Annotated in this window: 18 protein-coding genes, 1 tRNA gene, 1 pseudogene and 1 riboswitch; of the genes and pseudogenes, 2 read left to right on the plus strand and 18 right to left on the minus strand. The window is 60.8% G+C overall.

Annotated elements, in window-relative coordinates; translation table 11 throughout:
* Window positions 1-41 precede the first annotated feature (41 nt).
* Entirely contained in the window at window positions 42-386 is a 345-nt protein-coding gene (locus tag A3M3_RS0117645) for a hypothetical protein (RefSeq protein WP_197023289.1), read from the plus strand.
* Here the strand turns inward: A3M3_RS0117645 and A3M3_RS27065 are convergent, their stop codons facing one another.
* From A3M3_RS27065 to A3M3_RS28200, 4 genes are all read right to left on the minus strand, one after another.
* Window positions 387-1,823, minus strand: a complete 1,437-nt coding sequence (locus tag A3M3_RS27065; RefSeq protein WP_028267443.1) for an AAA family ATPase — start codon at window positions 1,821-1,823, stop codon at window positions 387-389.
* Complete coding sequence (locus tag A3M3_RS27070) at window positions 1,820-2,998, minus strand: hypothetical protein (protein ID WP_028267444.1); 1,179 nt, start codon at window positions 2,996-2,998, stop codon at window positions 1,820-1,822. The genes A3M3_RS27065 and A3M3_RS27070 overlap by 4 nt, the downstream gene beginning before the upstream one ends.
* 49 nt (window positions 2,999-3,047) lie before the next feature.
* The gene (locus A3M3_RS0117660) at window positions 3,048-4,538 is read right to left on the minus strand and encodes a hypothetical protein (RefSeq protein WP_028267445.1); all 1,491 of its coding nucleotides are present in this window, start codon (window positions 4,536-4,538) and stop codon (window positions 3,048-3,050) included.
* Between the two features lie 510 nt (window positions 4,539-5,048).
* On the minus strand, window positions 5,049-5,258 hold the full coding sequence (locus tag A3M3_RS28200) for a hypothetical protein (RefSeq protein ID WP_155854416.1): 210 nt from the start codon (window positions 5,256-5,258) through the stop codon (window positions 5,049-5,051).
* Between the two features lie 423 nt (window positions 5,259-5,681).
* On the opposite strand from A3M3_RS28200, the pseudogene A3M3_RS29595 reads away from it, so the two are divergent.
* A pseudogene (locus tag A3M3_RS29595) lies at window positions 5,682-5,885 on the plus strand (recombinase family protein); the annotation flags it as partial.
* 372 nt (window positions 5,886-6,257) lie between these two features.
* Here A3M3_RS29595 and A3M3_RS0117680 read toward each other — a convergent pair.
* The 14 genes from A3M3_RS0117680 to A3M3_RS0117745 all read right to left on the minus strand — a co-directional run bounded on the left by A3M3_RS0117680 (window position 6,258) and on the right by A3M3_RS0117745 (window position 19,961).
* Window positions 6,258-6,455 carry a hypothetical protein gene (locus A3M3_RS0117680; protein ID WP_028267448.1) on the minus strand — a complete coding sequence of 66 codons (198 nt, stop codon included), beginning with the start codon at window positions 6,453-6,455 and terminating at the stop codon, window positions 6,258-6,260.
* An 18-nt stretch (window positions 6,456-6,473) separates the two neighbouring features.
* The gene (locus A3M3_RS28205; RefSeq protein WP_155854417.1) at window positions 6,474-6,626 is read right to left on the minus strand and encodes a hypothetical protein; all 153 of its coding nucleotides are present in this window, start codon (window positions 6,624-6,626) and stop codon (window positions 6,474-6,476) included.
* A gap of 187 nt (window positions 6,627-6,813) precedes the next feature.
* Window positions 6,814-6,886 (minus strand) — tRNA-Ala (locus A3M3_RS0117690).
* A 143-nt stretch (window positions 6,887-7,029) separates the two neighbouring features.
* On the minus strand, window positions 7,030-7,428 hold the full coding sequence (rsfS, locus tag A3M3_RS0117695) for a ribosome silencing factor (RefSeq protein ID WP_028267449.1): 399 nt from the start codon (window positions 7,426-7,428) through the stop codon (window positions 7,030-7,032).
* 63 nt (window positions 7,429-7,491) lie between these two features.
* On the minus strand, window positions 7,492-8,736 hold the full coding sequence (locus tag A3M3_RS0117700; protein WP_028267450.1) for a hypothetical protein: 1,245 nt from the start codon (window positions 8,734-8,736) through the stop codon (window positions 7,492-7,494).
* A gap of 7 nt (window positions 8,737-8,743) precedes the next feature.
* Window positions 8,744-9,373: a nicotinate-nucleotide adenylyltransferase gene (gene nadD, locus A3M3_RS0117705; protein WP_269317316.1), complete on the minus strand. Its 630-nt coding sequence runs from the start codon at window positions 9,371-9,373 to the stop codon at window positions 8,744-8,746.
* 46 nt (window positions 9,374-9,419) lie between these two features.
* Window positions 9,420-9,659, minus strand: a complete 240-nt coding sequence (locus tag A3M3_RS0117710; protein ID WP_028267452.1) for a hypothetical protein — start codon at window positions 9,657-9,659, stop codon at window positions 9,420-9,422.
* Window positions 9,660-9,738: 79 nt separating this feature from the next.
* Window positions 9,739-11,109, minus strand: a complete 1,371-nt coding sequence (locus A3M3_RS0117715) for a glutamate-5-semialdehyde dehydrogenase (protein ID WP_028267453.1) — start codon at window positions 11,107-11,109, stop codon at window positions 9,739-9,741.
* Window positions 11,106-12,296: a glutamate 5-kinase gene (gene proB, locus A3M3_RS0117720; RefSeq protein ID WP_028267454.1), complete on the minus strand. Its 1,191-nt coding sequence runs from the start codon at window positions 12,294-12,296 to the stop codon at window positions 11,106-11,108. The genes A3M3_RS0117715 and proB overlap by 4 nt, the downstream gene beginning before the upstream one ends.
* Window positions 12,286-13,875 (minus strand): GTPase ObgE, encoded by a 1,590-nt coding sequence (obgE, locus tag A3M3_RS0117725; protein WP_028267455.1) that lies wholly within the window; start codon window positions 13,873-13,875, stop codon window positions 12,286-12,288. The genes proB and obgE overlap by 11 nt, the downstream gene beginning before the upstream one ends.
* A 143-nt stretch (window positions 13,876-14,018) precedes the next feature.
* Window positions 14,019-14,282 (minus strand): 50S ribosomal protein L27, encoded by a 264-nt coding sequence (gene rpmA / locus A3M3_RS0117730; RefSeq protein WP_003803426.1) that lies wholly within the window; start codon window positions 14,280-14,282, stop codon window positions 14,019-14,021.
* 60 nt (window positions 14,283-14,342) lie between these two features.
* Window positions 14,343-14,651: a 50S ribosomal protein L21 gene (gene rplU, locus A3M3_RS0117735; protein WP_028267456.1), complete on the minus strand. Its 309-nt coding sequence runs from the start codon at window positions 14,649-14,651 to the stop codon at window positions 14,343-14,345.
* A gap of 419 nt (window positions 14,652-15,070) precedes the next feature.
* Window positions 15,071-16,591 carry a bifunctional hydroxymethylpyrimidine kinase/phosphomethylpyrimidine kinase gene (gene thiD / locus A3M3_RS0117740; protein WP_028267457.1) on the minus strand — a complete coding sequence of 507 codons (1,521 nt, stop codon included), beginning with the start codon at window positions 16,589-16,591 and terminating at the stop codon, window positions 15,071-15,073.
* A riboswitch (TPP riboswitch) is annotated at window positions 16,583-16,679 on the minus strand. (Overlaps the previous gene by 9 nt.)
* A gap of 132 nt (window positions 16,680-16,811) precedes the next feature.
* The gene (locus A3M3_RS0117745; RefSeq protein ID WP_028267458.1) at window positions 16,812-19,961 is read right to left on the minus strand and encodes an Rne/Rng family ribonuclease; all 3,150 of its coding nucleotides are present in this window, start codon (window positions 19,959-19,961) and stop codon (window positions 16,812-16,814) included.
* Window positions 19,962-20,311: the final 350 nt, after the last annotated feature.

The raw sequence follows: 20,311 nt of genomic DNA on the forward strand, positions 1-20,311 counted from the left end.
AACTTGGTTCCCTAATACGCAAGATCAAGGCTCGGCCAGCAGTGACGCGTGCCGCACCGCCTATCCCCCGCCGCTGCACCCAGCTTAGTGCTGAGCAGAGCCAGGAAGTGGTAGCTGACTACCAGACAGGTGCGCGAGTCAAGGAACTGGCTGTGAAGTATCGGATCAGCCGAGAGACCGTGAGTAAGCACCTACGCCGGCATGAGGTTACTCCGCGCAAGGTCGGTTTGGATGAACGGCAGATCAAGGAAGCTATCAGACTCTACGAACAAGGCGACTCACTGGCGACGATTGGTAAGCGGATGGGCGTGACCGCCCATACGGTGCGGTCACGGTTGGTTGAGGTTGGAGTGAGGATGCGGAGTTCGTACGAGCACTTGCTCTAGCTACGAGCTAGTCTTCGACGCATAGGCCTTGACGCGCTTGAGCCAGGCCTTAGCTCGTTCCAGTTCGGCCTTCATTTCAGCGTGTGTTGGCGCGGTGAAATTGACCTCCTCGCTCTTGTCGTGCCGTCGAGCCCATTTCGAAACCTGGCTATATCCCGCCTGAAATTCCCTATTATCGTCATCTGTGATCAAGGCAAGCATGCGCACCATTTTTGGCCTAACCTCTGTAGTGCCCCGATCGACTACCTTGTTAACAACTTCTCCTCGAATGATTCGCTCCCAAGTCTCAGACAGCTGACCAGCCCAGTCGCTGACCAAGCGTTCGTAGTCTTCGACCGACTCTTCACCTTGGCGCTTCTTCAATTGGGCGAGGAGGCCGTCCAGGTCGTTTAGGCGCTTGGCGGCATCCTTTGCCTTCCAAGGGTGAGCCTCCAAGATCTTTCCGGGCACACCAGCGCCTGTTCTCGTGATACACCGCTCCACGAGCTGAACGCCCTCTTCTTCAGCCGCTTTGATCAGGTCGCCAAGGAAGGTCAGGTCGTGGGTGAATACGATCACCTGGCGATCAGTTGCAAGAGAGGCAATCTGCCTGGCGACGCGCTCACGTCGCCCGTGATCGAGGGAGGTAATTGGATCATCAAGGACAACTGCTGATTTCGATTCGTCGAGCCGGATTTCTGTGAAAAGGCCAGCAAGGCCGAGCGCGGTCTGCTGGCCTTCGCTTAGAACGTTTTCAACGGAAGCCCCTGACGCTGTTGCCCCGAGGAGCGCCGGTTTGTGCTTGAGCTTGCCCTTGTTACCGCCTTTGTCGCCAAGAACTACTTGTTCCAGACCTAGGCGATCAGTCTCGCGCGTGAAGCGATCGCTGACCGTCGCCGTTACATAGGTCCGTGCGAGATCATTCGACTTTGTTGTCATCGGACCCGTAGATAGTGATCTCCGTGCGGCCGAAATCCCAGCATGCCCCCGAAGCCGCTGCACTTCGGCCTTCAAAGCGTCCGCATGGCGATTTAGCTCGATGCGATCCGCGAGTTCATTCTTCGCATCCGTCGCCGCTTTAAGGCTCGTTCGGAACGCTGCATCGTTGATCTTGTTCGCCCGCTCGCGAATACCGGTCGCCAGCAATCGAAGCTGGTGCGTATCAACCGGGTTAAGTTCGACTGGCGATTCATTCGACTCACCCCGAAGTCTCTGCCCAATGCGCACCCGTGCGTCCTCGGCCTTCGCAAGAGCATCACTCAATCGGGTACCCAGTTTGCGGTCTTCGGTTGCAAGAAACGCCAACGCCTCGGTGGTCTTGCTGGTCGTTATGGCAATCTCGGAAATCTTGGAGGTCTCAGACTTTGCCTCTCGTTCCGCCTTTGCAGCCTTCTGAGCTGTCTTGTCGTGAACAAAGGCATGAAAGCGATGCAGTCGGTCTTGAGCATCGGAGGTCAATGGCTGATGACATAGAACGCAGTGGTCACTAGCTCCTGCCGCAGGAAAATCACGCTCCGGATACGCCTCCGTGACGGAATAGGACTCCGCAGCCTCCCACAGCGCTCTCCACGTTTCAGAGCCAACACCGGGAAGGGGCTGATCCGCAAAGCTAGTCGTTGAAGCGAGTTCCGCCGCTCCTCGAAGCGTTCGAGCAGTCGAAGCATGGTCTCCACATGCAATGCTTGAGTGGCACTCAGGGTTCCGTCGATGTCGTCGAACCTGTCGGCAATCTGCTCTATCTGAGTAGCACCGGCCAAGAGACGGGCCTTCTCCTTCGTCGGGTCAGTGCTCTTCAGGCGAGCTTCTTCCTGAATCAGGTCAGCCAGTTGCTCTTCAGCGGTACCCGCGATTGAAACACTAGCGTCAATGTCTGCATCGGTCGTCTTCGCAGACAACTTAGCGAGAAAAAGCTGAGCCTCTGTGCCTGGTGTTAGAGCCGGCAGCTTTACAGCGCGCGCAGCGTTCTCAGACAGCTTGATATCGACAGCTGCTCGCACCTGATCGGTTACGGCAATGAGTCGATCAAATAGATTCAAGGCAGACGGTCGATAGGCAAGTTCCGTCTCCGTCGCAAGATAGTCATCGCCGCACGCCTCGTCATAGAAGTGAATCTGACGTAGGTCTAAGTCGGAAAGTGCCGGCCAGCCGCCCTCTCGCTCGTCGCCGTCAACCTCGTACGACAGCTTCGCCGCTTGGGACTGATTCGGCTTTGAAGAAAAGACGTTCGGCAGCACATCCTGATGATGCCGAGCTCCAACAACTTCCTTGATCAGACGTGCGTAGCCCGACTTTCCACTGCCGTTATCACCGTAGATTGCAGTGAGTCCAGCCGCGCCAAAAGTAAGCATCTCCCCGGCGAGGATAGCGTTCACATTCTCAAGATGGCCGATCGATTTGAGAACAACGCGTGAGCCAGCACTAGAAGAACTCGGCAAATCCTTGACAGTAAGTTCCCGCTCTACGTCGGTAACCTCGCCTATGACCACGCTTTCAGCGAAAGAGTCGATCCAACTTTGATCGACATTCTCACCGGCGACAATCTTGGCCGAAATGGCACGCTGCCACATCGGCCTGTCATTGACCCAATCGATAATTGCTTGTTCGAGTAATACCATCTGGCTACGATCCCCCATTTTTACACTATTCTTTTGCTCAAAATATAACTGATTATAGCTTGACGCTCTACGCCTTTGAAGCTGATGGCTTATTGTCATTCCGCGCATCGATCACTATCACGGCCTCTTCCTTGCTCAAGTTCAGCGCCGTCAGTACTCTAGCGACCTTGCTTTGATCTGCCTCGGTGTAGCAGATGATCACCTTGACAGAACTACGTGTGCCGTTAGCCTTTTCGTAAATTTCGACCTGTTTCTCCAGGTTCCGCTTCAGGCTTGAACTCTTGGCCAGTTTGAACTCTATTAGCGACTTGTCCTTCGCTCCATAACTAACCTTGAAGTCGACCGGACCGCGCCCGTTGTTCGGCTCACGATTCACGTCAAAATCAGTCGCACACCATATCAGACCGAAGAATAGCTGAACTTCTTTCTCCTGTGACAGTCTCTGCGTGTCCCCGGACGGATTGATGAGTTGGTAGCCATCTTGGTTTTCGACGTAGTTCTTGAAATCAAGGACACGCGCCCGCGCTTCGTCATAACTCGACCAAGGCTTGTCGTAAAACTTGGTCTTCTCCGCGAGGTCTGGGATCAGCGTTCGAACTTGTGCGACCAGCGTGTCATAGGTGTTCTGAGTCTTCTCAGTACTCGTCGCTGCCGCTTCATCGCCGCGATCTTCCTTCTGTCGGATGTAGACATCGATGAGTTCCTTGAACTTTCCGATCGTTGCCTGCGCAGCTGCTGCACGCTCTTGCGCAGAAGGCTTATCGCCCATGCGTGACATGAAATACGCGTTGATTTGCCCGCGTAGAGAGTCGTCCTCAATGGCGCCCGGAAGATGGTCGAAAGTGTTGATCATATCCGAGTGATTGATCCAGGTTTCGTCTTTTGTAAGAAGGTCACTTGGCGTCAGCACGACAAATTCATTACCACGCCTCGGTAGATAGTACTTGATCGTCATCCAAGACTTGGTCTGGTAGTTGAACTTCGCTCGCGTTACAGAGAAGGTGTCACACAGGCTCGGATCGATATGCTTCCGCGCAAATGCCTGCGTATATTCCAGTAAATAATCCTTTATAAGGTTAGTTGTGAAATCACTAATACTATCCCGACCAACCCCAGGCTTAATAAGCGACAGCTTTTCAAGGTGACTACCTTGAGTGATCTTCTCATTGCCGAAATCGTTAAGAATACTCCCCAGTGACGCATGCAAGGCCCGAGCGAAGTCATCACCAAGAGCGCGACCTCCATTTCCGAAGAGCGTAAACCCTAGCCAGTTCTCCTTCACTTCCTTGAATCTGTACCACGCCTTGATCAATCCCGGATCTAAGTCTGGCCTCGCGTTGTCCCTCAAAAACACGAGGTACTCGATGATCTGCTCATGAAGCTTTTGATACTCATCTCGCTCACTGTTGAACAGGAGGAACGGGTCAATGAACAGTGGAAGGTCAGACACTACCGATATATCGAACGCTCCATAGTCATTTAGAACGTCAGAGGAGACACCGAAATATTCAGAAAAATAGAGGTTGCTTGCCGTAACGCCAGTATCATCGACTTTCATAGATTATTCTTGATCCACTTACTGCCACGCTCGGAAAACCCATACCACGCAGCCGCATCACCAGTCACATTAATGACCAAGAGCTCGTCATTGCTGTCAATATGACCCTTTAGCTTATTGCGAACGTCTGCCGCAGACTCTTCCGTACGAATAAGCCACGTACTGTCCAGATGATGCCAGTACGTACCGTAGCCCTTGGGCGCTGATATAAGCTCGTCGTAGTTCTGACCCGCCTTATTCAGGTCATAGCCAATAAGTATTGTGTTGATAGCGAACCCCTAGTTACGTTTGATTGCAACCCTAGATATAAGGATTGCCCCTCAATAGCTTCACCTCTTCGCTATGAACCTATCTGTCTGAATTATAATTCAGTACCATCTATTTCTGCAATGGTCTAATTTATTAGTTCGATACATAACACTTATGCTTTAACCTCTTAGTCGCCCAAGATCGCGGAAGCCGTCTTCGCGCATCATCGTATATCCGGTCCAGCCTAGAGTCTTCGCAATCTCAGCGTGTCTCGCGCCGACTTCCGCATTCCTCCATCTGGAGGCGATCAGACTTTTCCTTGGCAAGTCTCACGATCATCTGCCCAGCCGTATCCACAAAAAGATCCATATCCACTTGCGGTTTTACGATGCTCCGGACGGTCAGCACCTTCTGCTTGCGGCCAGCTGGCGGCGGCTGGATTGGCCGAGCCGCGGAAACAGCGGTAGCCATGTTCCGCACCTGCGCGGCATAAGCTTTGCCAGCATATGCTGCACCCCGCTCACGGTTCGCCGCCCCGGGCCGATTCGTCCCCGGCCCAGCTCCGGACACATGGTAGAGATAACCCATGCATCCCGTTTTCCTTACCGAGTTGTCATCGGATTTTCCTCCCGGAGCGACGTTCAAGACTCCCAAGCCGTCGGAGATCGATGACGAAGGCTTCGGCAACTTTCGAGACGTCATTGATCTCCGCGGCACGACAGTCAAGGACGCTCGAACTTACCTAGCAGCACACAGGCGCGTGTTGGAATTCATAGATGCACTGGCGACCGCCCCAGACGCCTTCGATGAATATGCGCAGGCCTTCGAGGCCGGCAGTGCTGTGGGTGCGGGCTTGTCGGGAGGCGCCGCCGACCAAAAATCCGGCGCCCGCTCATCCGGCAAGCCTTTGAGCTCTACGCCACCGGCAACTACACGTTCGCAGACCTCTCCGAAGCCATGGAAGACCACGGTCTCACCACCAAACCAAGCGCCAAGCGTCCGGCCAAGGCAATTGCCCCAACACACTTCTCGAGGCTGCTGCGCGACCGCTACTACTGCGGAATCATCACCTTGGATGGTGTCGAACATCCCGGACGCCACGGAGCCCTCGTCCCCGACGACCTGTTTCACAAAGTCCAGCAGTTACTGGACAGCCGCGGCGTTGCCGGGGAACGACGCCGCATCCACGACCACTACCTCAAGGGCACGCTCTACTGTGACAACTGCCATAAACGGGGCATCGTCCACCGCATGGTCATCCAACGCTCGATAGGAAGGAGTGGCAACGAATACTTCTACTTCTTCTGCGCCGGACGAACAGTCAAGGACTGTTCAACCAGCCACATAAGCACCGCCAGACTCGAAGATGCCATGATCCGTGAATACGGCAAGCTCCGCTTCACACCGGACTTCATCGACCTCGCTCGAACCCGAATCCGCGAAGCCCTCCGCGAAAAAGAGACCGCCAATCTACTCCTTCAAAAGCAGCTGGCAGCCACACTGCAGGACTGCGACGCAAAAGAAGAGAACCTGCTCGATCTCGCCGCCGACGGCACGATAACCAAGGACAGGATCCGCACACGACTGACCGACATCGAGCGCCAGCGCACCAGGGTCCGCGAGCAGCTCGACAGCGTCGAATCCAATCTGGAAGCGGGAGCCCGCCATCTCGAAATCTATCTGGACCTACTGGCGGATCCGGAAGCCCTGTACCGGGCCGCCAGCGACCAGGAGCGCCGCCAGCTCAACCAAGCATTCTTCGTCAAAGTCTTGGTAGAAGACGAAGAAGTAACAGGGACATTCCTGGCCGAACCGGTTTCGACGCTGGCTGCCGCTCACGCAGGCCACCAGGCCCTCCGAGCAGGAGCAAGCCGCCCGGACGCGCTGAGACGCGCACAGGCGCGCCACGCGGTCCACAGCGACACAGAAAAGGGAACCACCAGATCTGGTGGTTCCCTTTTGGTAACCGTTGAAAACTTACTCGACGGCATCCACGATGTCGATGGTTCGAATAAGGCCTCCAGGGTGGAGCTGAGGGGACTCGAACCCCTGACCCCCTGCATGCCATGCAGGTGCGCTACCAGCTGCGCCACAGCCCCATATTCTTGCTGCTTCATGAACCTCGCAAAGGCTTTGAAACCCAAGCTCGATTTCGGATTCCTCCGAAGCAACTCAAATATCTTAGAACAGCGTTTCTGAAAATTCCAAATCCGGCATATTCAGTTCTTTTACCGCTGTGAGGCTAGGATTCCTCTACGGCAGGAGCCTTCGCCGAAGCGTCGTCGCCGAGGTCCAGATCAACTACCGGGCAGTCTCTCCATAGGCGTTCCAACGCGTAGAACACCCTGTCTTCGGAGTGCTGGACGTGCACCACGATGTCGGCATAGTCCAGCAGAACCCAGCGGCCCTCGGAACGCCCTTCGCGGCGCACGGGGCGCAGATCCTGCTTGAGCAGTTCCTCTTCAATGCCGTCAACAATGGCGTTGACCTGGCGTTCAGTCGGGGCGGAAGCGATCAGGAAAATGTCGGTCAGGGCCAGGCGTTCGCTGACGTCCAGAGCGATGATGTCCTCGGCCAGCTTGTCCGCTGCCGCGCGGGCGGCATGGCGGGCCAAGAGGACGGATTGTTCATGTGCAGTCACGGGACTCCTTGTATGCGGCTCCGAGAATGGACGAAGCCTGTTGGGTGGCAAAAGCCTTTATGGTCAGCGGGACAGTCCGCTGGTGATCATGATGATGCCCGTAATGAGGGCGATGACTCCGATGCCGACGAGTCCCAGGACCAAGAGGCGGGCACGTTGCGCGCGTCCAAGTCCTGCCGTCGCGGCGTCGAGCGGTTCAAGTCCGTATGCCGAAGTTGCAGAAACGGGCGGATGTTCGGCCGCTTCAGCGAACGCCTCCCCCTCGGGTGCAGGGCCCGACGCCGGGCGGCGACCGGCCGCTTTCGCGGCCGCTTCCGCGCGGGCAAGGACTCCTGCCCTGCCGCGCAAGCTGCGTGGCTTGCCCGACGCCGACTGCCCAGGCTTCAACTTCGCTCCAGGCGAGGTCACCAGCGGGACAAAGCTGGTGCTGGGCGGCTTCATGACAGGACGGTCAAGTCCCGGAACCTTCACGAATTCCAAAGGGGTGACCATCGCGAGGTTACTGGCCGCAGAAGGCTCCACCCGGACCGCAGCCGGAGGACGGCTGTTCCGCTCGGCGAGCTTCTGCTTGTCCATGGCCCTCTTGTTGAGGACCGCCTCGCGTTCAGCCTGGGCGATTTGCTCAGCCAAAGCCTCAGGATCGGCCGGCTCGTCGTCCGAACCGGCGACGTCGCGCCCAGGTCCCCCAACCTTCTCCACCGCTGATTCCATGGCCGCAATGTGCTCAAGTTTGCTGGATTGATTCCTGGCCTGGGCAGCCAGCAGCTCGCGGGCCATCAAGGCCTGCTCCACGGTCATATCCGGTGCACCGGGAGGCGGTCCTGCCGTCACCCTGACACTGCCGTCGGGCGATGTGCCAATGGGGGCGTCACCGGCCTGTTGCTTGCCGGCGGTTTGCGCGGGAACGCTGGAGGTCCTGGACCCGGATGCGGGCGTCGCCACAATCGGGATCGCCGAGGTTCCCGGGGCAACTTCCTCCTGTAACTGCTGCAGGCGCAGCTGGCGGCGTGTGGGCGGACCGCCGCGCGAAAGCTGCTGCTCTTTGTCCGCGAGCTCTTTGATAGCGCGGAGGGCGGCACGATCGCGGGCACGCGCTTGGGAAGAACGTTCCGCGGCGGGCTTCGCGTCCACCGGAGCATCCGCCACCCGGCGCACCCGATTGGCCGAAGCTCCCGCAGGGGCCTGCTCGGCGTCGTTGGAAGTAACGGCCCCGGCTACTGCCGGGCGTCCGCCAGTGTCTCCCAGGCGGGCGTCCCGGGCTCGCCGAAGCTCGCGCCGGCTACGGATGGGGGGCTGTTCCTGGCTCATTCAAAACTCACTCAGTACGGGCTTGGCGGTCTGATCCGGTCATAGCATGCAGGGGCTCCCCCATGCCGGGTTTGCCCGAGTACAGCCTGTATTTGGCGATGTACTGCACTACTCCGTCAGGTACGAGGTACCAGACCGGGTTGCCGGCACCCACCCGGGCGCGGCAATCGGTCGAGGAAATCGCCATGGCGGGCACTTCCAGGAGACTGACGTCCTCCCTGCCCATGCCATCAAGGACGTGACCAGGCCGGGTGACACCCACGAAGTGCGCCAATGACCAGAGCTCGTCGACATCTTTCCAGGAAAGTATCTGCGCCAGGGCGTCCGCGCCCGTGATGAAGAAAAGGTCTGCATCCGGCCGCTGGTTCCGGAGGTCACGCAAGGTGTCTATCGTGAACGTGGGGCCGGGACGGTCCACATCCACGCGACTCACCGTGAAATTGGGGTTGGAAGCAGTGGCAATGACGGTCATCAAGTACCGGTGCTCCGCTTCGCTGACCTGCTTGTGCGACTTCTGCCATGGCTGTCCGGTGGGCACGAAGACCACTTCGTCCAAGCGGAACTTCGCAGCGACCTCGCTGGCAGCAACCAAGTGGCCGTGATGAATGGGATCGAATGTCCCACCCATCACGCCCAAGCGAAGCCGGCGCCCCGTTTCCTCGAAAGGTTTTGCGGCGGAAATGTTAGTGACCCAGCCCTGGGTGCTTCGCCGGGTGCTGGCGGTGCGGATCCGAGTGCTCTTCAACGGCGTCGTGGCGGTTGCCGAGATTCGTGTAGGAAACTGCCACGAACATCAGCACCAGCAAGATGCAGAACATGGAGACACCGAAGACCCAAGGTTCAGCCCACAACGGAGCCGGTGCTTCAGCTCCGCTCTCGCCCCCTTGGGTGAGAACGGAAATGGCGATCTGCTGAAACTGCATTTTCTCCCCTAGCGGTTCAAAGGATTTCGACGGCGGATCCTCCCACCGTTCAGGACTTCTGTTCTATGTTACAGCGTTGCTAGCTTCGGATCTGGCCTTCACCCTGGACGATCCACTTGGTAGTGGTCAACTCAGTGAGGCCCATCGGACCGCGTGCGTGCAGCTTCTGGGTAGAGATGCCCACCTCGGCACCCAAGCCGAGCTCGCCACCATCCGTGAAACGCGTCGAAGCGTTCACGATGACAGCCGCAGAATCGATATCTGCGATGAACTTCTCGGCGTTCGCCAGATTGTTCGTCAGGATGGCTTCGGTGTGACCCGTCGACCATTTCCGAATGTGGGCGACTGCCTCGTCGAGGTCGTCAACCATAGCTACGGCGAGGTCAAGATCCATGTATTCGGTGGCCCAATCGACGTCGTCGGCCGGCACCGTCTCCACCGCGCCGGACAGCGCCGCCTGGATCCGCGGGTCGACATGCAAGGTGACGCCGGCGGAGCGCAGAGCGGCGGCGACGGCGGGCAGCACGGTGGATTTCGAGTGCACCAAAAGGGTCTCTACCGTGTTGCAGACGCTGGGGCGCTGGGTCTTGGCGTTGAGCAGGATATTGACAGCCATCTCTTCGCTGGCGGATTCGTCGATGAAGATATGAACATTTCCTTCGCCGGTCTCGATAACGGGCACAGAAGAGTTGTTCACCACAGTCTGGATCAGATCGCGTCCACCGCGGGGAATCAGCACGTCCACCCTGCCGCGGGCCCGCATCAGGACAGCAGCGCCCTCGCGGCCGAACTGGTCCACGGTCTGGACAGCGTCGGCAGGCAGCCCCACGGATTCCAGGGCATCACGAAGGATCGCCACCAAGGCCGCGTTGGTGTGCGCAGCAGCCGAGCCGCCGCGCAGGATCACGGCATTGCCACTCTTCAAGGCAAGTCCCGCGATATCGACAGTAACGTTGGGGCGGGCCTCGTAGATCGCTGCGACCACTCCCATGGGCACGTTCACCTGGCGCAGGCGCAGCCCATTCGGAAGCGTCTGGCCGCGGACCACATTACCCACGGGGTCAGGCAAGCCCGCGAGGTTCTCAAGTGCCGCCACAAGGCCTTCAATACGCGCCGCGGTCAAGGTCAATCGGTCCAGCATGGCGGCGGAGGTTCCGTTGATGCGGCCTGCCTCGACGTCCTTGGCGTTGGCTGCGAGAACTTCCGCTTCGTGTTCCCGCAGGGCGGAGCCAATGGCACGCAGGGCGCGGTCCTTCCAGGCACGGTTCGCGTGTCCCATACGGCGCGTGGCGTGTCGCGAGCGGTCGGCAATCGAGTGCACGGCAGCTTCGACCTGCTCGGGGGTGAGTGGCGCAGTTCCCGGCTCCCGGGTTTCCGGCGCCTGGGCGGCATGGCCGGAAGTCAGGGCGTCGGTCATCACGGGAGCATCGGGGGTAAGAGCCTCAGTCATTCTCCAAGTTTAGTGGAGCGGGACGACTGGACCAGTACGAGGTCGTCAACATGAACAACTACGCGGTCATATCCCCTGCCAAGGTCCTTGGCGAGCTCCTTGGTTGAGCGGCCAAGCATGCGGGGAAGCTCCTCCGAGGAATAGTTCACCAGCCCCCGGGCAATGACAGTGCCCTCGTGGGAAAACATCTCCACCGGGTCGCCGGGCTCAAAGTCCCCCTGCACGGATGAAATCCCGGCGGGCAGCAGCGAAGTGTGGCGGTCGCGCACAGCCTTGACAGCGCCGTCGTCGAGCACCAAACGGCCCCGAACCGACGCGAGGTGGGCCAACCAGAGCAGACGGACGGGTTTGCGGTTGCCATTGATGGCGAACCACGTGCCCACGTCTTCGCCCGCGAGGGCGGCTGCGGCATTCGCCGTCGACGTCACAAGGGCGTGGATGCCGGAGCCCGCGGCGATGGACGCAGCCTCCACCTTGGTGGTCATGCCACCGGTACCGACTCCTGCCTTGCCCGCCTTGCCGATGGTCACGCCGACGAGGTCCTGGGGACCGCTAACGAGCGGGATGCGCTTGGCGCCCAACGACGGCGGACCGTCGTAGAGGGCGTCGACGTCGGAAAGCAGGACCAGCGCGTCCGCACGCACGAGGTGCGCCACCAAGGCGGCCAAGCGGTCATTGTCGCCAAAGCGGATTTCGTGCGTGGCTACGGTGTCGTTTTCGTTCACGACCGGCACCACGCCGAGGTTCAACAAACGGTCCAACGCCCGGTACGCGTTGCTGTGCTGCGTGCGCCGCATCAAGTCATCCGCGGTCAGCAGGACCTGGCTGACGGTGACTCCATGCGCGGCAAAAGCCTGCGAGTAACGCGCCATCAACAGCCCCTGCCCCACGCTGGCGGCAGCCTGCTGTGTGGCGAGATCCTTCGGACGTTTGGCAAGGCCGAGCGGTGCGAGACCTGCCGCGATGGCACCGGAGGAGACCAGAATGATCTCGGTCCCCGAGTTGCGCTTCTCGGCCAGAGCGTGGACGAGTGCAGTCAGCGCCTTCTCCGAGATGCCACCCTTGATGCTGGTCAGCGAGGACGAACCCACCTTGACCACGATCCGCTTGGCGCCGGCCAACGCTTGGCGTTCGGCGGCGTCGTCACCATCAGTGGCTTCAGCGATGCGGGCCGTACTAGTCGTCATTTTCGGCTTCCAGGCCGCTTTCCTTCAGGGGCCTGGGTAGCCGACGGCCACTCACGGACTCGGTCCAGATGCCCGCCTTGCGCTCGGCTTCCAGCTCGGCGCGCGCGGCGGCCTTGGCTTCGCGGCGTTCGATCTGCTCGTCGCGCTTCTGCGAACGGGTGGGCCGATCGCCGATGTCGGCAACACGGATGTCGGTGCCTCGCGGCGTTGCCAGGAGTTCGGCGCCCGCCATCATGGTGGGCTCCCAGTCGAACACGACGCCGTCCTCTTCGCCGATCACCACGGTGTCACCCGGAATCGCGCCCATCTTGAACAACTCGTTTTCAATGCCGAGCTTGGCCAGGCGATCTGCCAAGTAGCCGATGGCTTCTTCGTTGGTGAAATCAGTCTGCTTGACCCAGCGGACCGGCTTCTCCCCCAACACGCGGAAGAGCGGCTCGAGGTTCTTTTCCTCGCGGCGGATCTTGAAGCCGGACTCATTGACCGCGCGCGGGCGGAGCACAGGAGCAACAACCTTGGGAGGCGCAGTGGCAACGGCCTTGCGGGCGGCCATGACAATCTCGCCCATGGCGTAGCTCAGTTGGCGCAGGCCTTCATGGCTCGTGGCGGAAACTTCGAAGACGCGGTAGCCGCGCTGTTCCAGTTCCGGACGGACAAACTCCGCCATGTCCCGGCCATCCGGCAGGTCCACCTTGTTGAGTACAACAAGCTTGGGGCGTTCATTCAGGGGGACCACTTCGCCGTCCACGCCGGCGTAGCTCATGTCCACCGCGTACTTGTCCAACTCTTGCTCGATGATCGCAAGGTCAGAGAGCGGGTCTCTTTCCGCTTCCAAGGTTCCACAGTCCAGCACGTGCACCAGCGCAGCACAACGCTCCACGTGGCGCAGGAAGTTATGGCCGAGGCCCTTTCCTTCGCTTGCTCCTTCGATCAGCCCGGGAACGTCGGCAATAGTGAATCGGACGTCACCGGCCTGGACCACGCCAAGGTTGGGAATCAGGGTGGTGAACGGGTAGTCGGCGATTTTGGGCCGAGCCGCTGACATCGCTGCGACGAGGCTGGACTTGCCTGCCGAGGGGAAGCCGACCAGCGCGATGTCGGCAATGGACTTCAGTTCCAGGACGATGTCGCTGGAATCGCCTTCAATACCGAGGAGCGCGAAACCCGGAGCCCGGCGTTTCTGCGAAGACAAGGAGGAGTTGCCGAGGCCGCCCTGGCCACCGGCAGCGGCGATGAATTCGGTGCCTTCTCCTACGAGGTCGGCCAGGACAACACCGTCCTTGGTCTTGACCACGGTGCCATCCGGAACCGGAAGCACCAGGGTTTCACCGTTCTTGCCGCCGCGCCAGTCACCCATGCCCGGGCCGCCGTTGGTTGCGTGGCGGTGCGGTGCGTGGTGGTAATCAAGCAAAGTGGTGGTCTGGGCATCAACGCGCAGGATGACGTCGCCGCCGTTACCGCCGTTACCGCCGTCGGGTCCGCCGAGCGGCTTGAACTTCTCGCGCTTAACAGAGACACAGCCGTGGCCGCCTGTTCCGCCGGATACGTGAAGTACTACCCGGTCTACGAAGGTCGCCACGTGTTTCTCCTCTGTGTGGAAAGTACTGCTTGAAATGCGTGGTGCAAGCTTTGCGCCACCGCGCGCCCTAGTAAATTCTAGTGCGGTTAAAAAGACAAGTGGAGCGGGCCATACGGCCCGCTCCACCCGTTCAGAACGTGTTATTACTCTGCAGCTGCAGCAGCAACGATGTTCACTACGCGACGGCCACGGCGAGTACCGAACTCAACCGCACCTGCCTGCAGGGCGAACAGGGTGTCGTCGCCACCGCGGCCGACGCCGGCGCCCGGGTGGAAGTGGGTACCCCGCTGGCGGACGATGATTTCGCCTGCGGAAACGACCTGGCCACCGAAGCGCTTTACGCCGAGGTACTGGGCGTTGGAGTCACGACCGTTGCGAGTGGAACTCGCGCCTTTTTTATGTGCCATTTGAAATGCCTGCCTTTAAATTCTGGGGAATCTGTTGAAAACCTGAAGAACAACCAGTGGTTACTTGATACCGGTGATCTTGATCTTGGTCAGTTCTTGACGGTGACCCTGGCGCTTCTTGTAGCCGGTCTTGTTCTTGAACTTCTGGATGACGATCTTCGGACCACGGAGGTCTTCGAGGATCTCAGCCGTAACCTTGACCTTGGCCAGATCCGCAGCGGCGGAGGTGACCTTGTCACCGTCCACCAGGAGCAGTGCGGGCAGCTCAAGGGTGCTGCCGGCTCCACCGGGGACGCGGTTCAGGGTTACGTAGTCTCCAACGGAAACCTTTTCTTGGCGGCCGCCTGCGCGGACAATCGCGTACACCACTTGGGCACTCACTTCTCTCGACGTTTATTACTAAATTTGCGTGCGGAACCCCGATCCGAAAACGGACCTGGTTCACGCTGTGCCTCAACGCCGTGGACTCCGGTACGGAATCCATGAGTCATCCCTCGAACAGTTCCGAATGAAAGGCTAGTTTCACAGAAAAGTCTCTAGGGGCATAACCCAAGTGTTGGCGTAAGCACCGAAGATCTAGATTACGCTAGTTTCGCCTTCGGCTGCAAATGAGGCCAGGCCCGGAGGCCGCCATGTGATGGCTGCCACAGACAGGCTATGCCGCCGTCCGCTACCGTGCCCGTCCACCATACCCTGCCGGCCGGGAAAAGCTTGGATCCTCAGTCCAACACGCTGCAGCGCCCGGCGAAATAGCCCCTCACCGAGTCTTGGGGCGCAACGAACCAGGCTCAGCCGTGGAGCCGAGGAGCATCGAAAAACGCGGTTTCGTAGCGGCAGGACCCGGAAAACGCCTCCATCATCGCCGTGCGCTCCGCCGGGGAAGCGGCCTGCGCGGCCGCATCTGTGATGTCGATCGCCTTGCGGGTTGCCTCGGCGAATTCCTCGTCTGCGTAGGTTCGCAGCCACTCCGCGTAAGGATGCTCGGCCGAGGCTCCCGCAGCAAGATAGCCGTGATGGAGCTGCTGGCCCACCTCGGCATACAACCAGTAGCAAGGCAGGATCGCCGCCAGAAGCACCGGGTAGCTGCCCGACGCCGACGCCGCCATCAGGTGGTCCACGTAGGCTTTGGTGACTGGACCCCGTTCTCCGCTTGCCTGACGTCCGTTGAGCCAGTTCCGGTGCAGCTCCGATTCGACTTCAAGGCACATTTGCGAGCCGCGGGCCCAGAACAGCTGTTCGGCTTCGCTCGGGGCAAGGGCGCTTGCCCTCGCCAAAACCCGGGAATAGCCATTGAGATAGAGGGCATCCTGGGCCAAGTAGTAGGTGAACTGCCCTTCGTCGAGCCCGCCGGACTGCAGGCCCTGGATGAAGTCCAGGCCATAAATGGCGGCAAGTTCCGTTTGGGCGGCCTCCCACATCCGGACCGCAAAATCTCCCGGCCGAAGCGAGTGCTGGTACGCGTGGAAGTGGTGGACCGGCCCGTTGCCCTTCCCCACCTCCAACACCGCCGACTGGGCCAGCGCCTCCTGAAGCCAAGGCTTGACGACACGCAGGGCGGATTCCCAATCGCCAAGCCGCGCCATGGCCGTGGCCATCGCCGACGACAAAGAACACCCCGTGCCGTGGCTATTTCGGGTCTCCACCCGCTCGCCGGGAATTTCCACCACGTCCTGGCTCAGGAGCCCCCCGGTGTTGACCAGGGCGTCGGGGCAGCTGGCACCCTGCAGATGGCCGCCCTTCACCAGAACGGTGTTTCCGCAGGCAGCAGCCAAGCGCTTGCCCTGCTCCAACGCGGTAGCCCAGTCGCTTGCCTCCGGTTCTCCGAGCAGCATTGCCAGCTCGGGAAGGTTGGGGGTCACCAGATCCGCAAGCGGGAGAAGTTGCCGAAGCGCAGCTTCAGCGGACTCCGCCAGAAGCCGGTCCCCGCTGGTGGCGATCATCACCGGGTCCAGGACGACGACGGCGGGCCGCACCTCGCCGAGCCAGCGGCGGACCTCGGCGATGACGGTCGCGTCGCCGAGCATGCCGATTTTGACGGCGTCGACCGTGATGTCATCGCTAATGGCATCCAGCTGCTGGCGCAGGAACTCCACGGGAGGCACATGGACCGCGGTGACTCCCTGAGTGTTCTGTACCGTGAGCGCCGTGATGGCAGCCATGCCGTAACCGCCGTTGGCCGCAATGCTCTTCAGATCGGCTTGGATGCCGGCGCCGCCCGAAGGATCCGAGCCGGCAATGCTGAGGACCCTGGGAACGGAACGTTGAATGACCTTGAGCGGGTAAACAGCTGAATGCGCTGAAGAAGTCATAGGAGACATCCCTTCGCCGGTGCTAACCGGACAGGTTCTACGGGTCTGGTCTCAGCCGGCTTGGTGCGCGGCACCCCGTGTCAGTCACCCAGCTTAACCCGGATCATGCGATACAGGCTGAAAAGTCCGGTGAAAAGTCCGGTCAAGAGCCCGGGAACGCCGAAGCCCCGGCGGCTACCGCAGGAACGGTAACGGCCGGGGCCTCGGAGAGGGCGTGCTCTTAGAGCTCGGACTTCGGCACGCCGACGCCGAGGATGATCGGCTCTGCTGCCGCCGTCGCTTTGGCCGGAGCCGCTTCGGGCGCCTTGGCCTCGTGCGCGGCCCCGCCGGAGGCAGCTGCGGCCACCTCGTGGTGCTCCACGTTGGTGGCGTTGGCTGCACCCTGGGCCCGGCTGGCACTACGGTTACGGCGGCTTCGGCGGCCACGCGATCCTGCATCCGAGGAATCTGCAGTGACACCGGCCACGGAGGTCGCCGGAGGCGCCTCCTGGGCCGTCACCGCAGTCTGGCGGGCTTCAGTATTGCGGGCTTCGCTATGGGGAGCTTCGGTGTCGGGAGCCTCGCCGAGGCCCGCAAACGCCTGTGCCAAGAGATCCAAGCTCATGGCAGGCGCGGGACTCACTGGTTCTTCTTCGTGGTGAACGAAGGGCAACGCCACTTCCTCGCCACCAAAGCGCAACACCGGCTTCGAACGTTCCTCGCTACTGGATGCAGCAGGTGCCTGGGCGGGAGCCGCCCCGGCCGCAGGGCCCCGGACTTCAGTCCCGCGCCCCTCCGCCGGCGATTCCGCGGCGTGGTGCAGCTCGTCGTCGTGCAGGTGGGCAGCGTGGGCCGCAGCTGCGATGGTGGCCAGGGCGGCGCGGGTTGCCGCCTGTCGGCTCGGATCCGTCGATTCGGCAGTATGGACCACTGCAGGAGGGGTCATCGGGAGCTCCGCAGGCCCTGCGCTCCTTCCGCGCCGGCGCTTGCGCTGCTCCGGGCGGGTGGCCGGCTGTGATTCGGTGCGCGGGTGGTGGTGCTCCGCGGCCACTACGTTGGCCCGACGGTGTTCCACGGGCTCGTCGTGGGTGACAATCCCCCGGCCAGCGCAGGTTTCACACTGTTCTCCAAAGACCTCAAGCAGGCCGGTCCCCATGCGCTTGCGGGTCATCTGGACCAGGCCCAGCGAGGTCACTTCGGCAACCTGGTGCTTCGTGCGGTCCCGGCCAAGGCACTCGACCAAGCGACGCAACACGAGATCGCGGTTGGATTCCAGGACCATGTCGATAAAGTCGATGACGATAATTCCGCCGATGTCGCGCAAGCGCAACTGGCGGACCACTTCTTCAGCGGCCTCAAGGTTGTTCTTGGTGACGGTTTCCTCAAGGTTGCCACCGCTGCCGGTGAACTTCCCGGTGTTGACGTCAACAACCGTCATGGCCTCGGTGCGGTCGATCACGAGCGAACCACCGGAGGGCAGGAAGACCTTGCGTTCCAAGGCCTTGTGGATCTGCTCGTCCACGCGCCAAGCGGAGAAAATATCCTGATCGGAGGTCCATTTTTCAAGGCGGCCCACCAAGTCCGGCGCCACGTAGGTGACGTAGGCCTCGATCGTGTCCCATGCTTCGTCGCCGGAGACGATGAGTTTGGAAAAGTCCTCGTTGAAAACGTCGCGGACCACTTTGATGGTCAGGTCCGGTTCGCCGTACAGCAGTTCGGGAGCGAGGATCTTGGTGGAAGTGGACTGGCTTTCGATGCCTTCCCACTGGGCTCGCAGGCGGTTGATATCGTGAGTCAGCTCTTCCTCGGAAGCACCCTCGGCGGCAGTGCGGACAATAACGCCCGCGTTCTCCGGGAGGCGATCCTTGAGAATCTTCTTCAGGCGGTTGCGCTCGACGTCGGGCAGCTTGCGGGAAATGCCTGTCATGGAACCGCCGGGGACGTATACGAGGTAACGGCCGGGAAGCGAGATCTGGCTCGTCAAGCGTGCGCCCTTGTGACCCACGGGATCCTTGGTGACCTGCACCAGCACTGAATCACCGGATTTCAGGGCGTTCTCGATGCGGCGCGGCTTGCCTTCCAAGGTGACCGCATCCCAGTTGACTTCACCGGCGTACAGCACGGCATTGCGTCCGCGTCCGATGTCGACGAATGCAGCTTCCATGGATGGCAGCACATTCTGGACCTTGCCCAGGTAGACGTTGCCGATCAGGGAATCCTGCTGTGTCTTGGACACGAAGTGCTCCGCGAGCACGCCATCTTCCAGGACACCGATCTGGATCCTGTCGTCGCGCTGGCGAACGATCATCTGGCGGTCGACGGACTCGCGCCGCGCCAGGAACTCGGCTTCGGTGATGACCTGGCGGCGGCGGCCGGTTTCGCGGGACTCGCGGCGGCGCTGCTTTTTGGCCTCAAGGCGGGTGGAGCCCTTGACGCTGGTGACGCGGTCGGAGCTGCTGGTGGACTCCACATGTGCGCGCGGGGCGCGGACCCGGGTCACCGTGTTGGGGGGATCGTCGTCTCCACCGCCTGTCAGCTCCAGGTCCTGGTCGCCCCGGCGACGGCGCCGACGACGACGCGACGTCACGCCTTCTTCGAGGGTTTCCTCGGTTCCGGTCTCGGTCTCGTCTTCGGATTCGGATTCGGCGGACGTTTCTTCGCCCGCGGCTTCCTCGCGCTCGTTGCCCCGGCGGCCACGACGGCCACGACGGCCACGACGACGGCGGCTGCCGGCGTCGTCCAATTCGTTGTCTTCCGCAACGTCCTCGCCGCTATCGGCTTCGGGTGCCTCTTCGGCAACGGCAGGCCTGACCACGGTGCTCAGGTCAGGTGCTTGGAAGATCATTGACGTGATCGAGCCTGGTTCAAGGAACAGCGAAGCCATCGGGCTTGTAGCTTCCGCCTCAGCGGCCGGTTCTTCTGCTGGTATTTCACTGGCTACGGTTTCACTGGCCGGTATTTCGGCAGCTTCAGCGGGGGCCGCCGCTTCTTCGGCGGGCGTTTCCTCGGCGGCTTTTGCCCTCGGCGTCCGACGACGGCGGACCGGCTTTTCGGGAGCAGCTTCGGCCTCTGCTGCTCCTTCAGGTTCGACAACCGCAGCAGCCTCGGCGGCTTCCGCGGAACCTCCCTCCGCGAAACCTGGCAACGGCTCCGGAGATTCGACCTTCTTTCGAGTCCGGCTGCGCCGGACAGGGGCCTTGGGTTCTACGGTGTCCGCGGCCGCGGCAAGCGGCTCCGCTTCCGCTGCGATAGCTCCGGCGTCGGGAGCTTCCTCTGCGGCGGCCGTCTTCGGCGCCGCCTTGCGGCGGGTGCGGGTGACCTTCTTGGGTGCTTCTGTGGTCTCGGTGGACGCCGCATCTTCGGCGGCGGCTACAACTTGCTCAATATCCATATGTGGCAACACTCCTGCCCTTGCGCAACCGCCACATCCGGCGCCCAGAGGGGCAATATTGTCAAAACCCGCAGGCGTTGACAGAAGTCAGTAGTGGTCTTTCCGGTTCGCACCAGCATGGGGGGCGGCATCCACGGAAAGCCGGCCTCGCTCCAAACCCGTTGTTCTATTGCCACAACCAGGTGCCGTCCATTGCCTCTGCGGGCCTACCGGAATCATTGGATCCTGGGCATGCCCTGCTTGTGACTGGCGGTCTTGGGAACAAGATACCGGACCGGATTCCGCATGTGGATCGGCTTCCGGCCATTTTTATTCTCTCACACGCCCGGACTGCCGGGAGGAACCACGCT

The sequence above is a fragment of the Arthrobacter sp. MA-N2 genome (assembly GCF_000517125.1).
Lineage (GTDB): Bacteria > Actinomycetota > Actinomycetes > Actinomycetales > Micrococcaceae > Arthrobacter > Arthrobacter methylotrophus.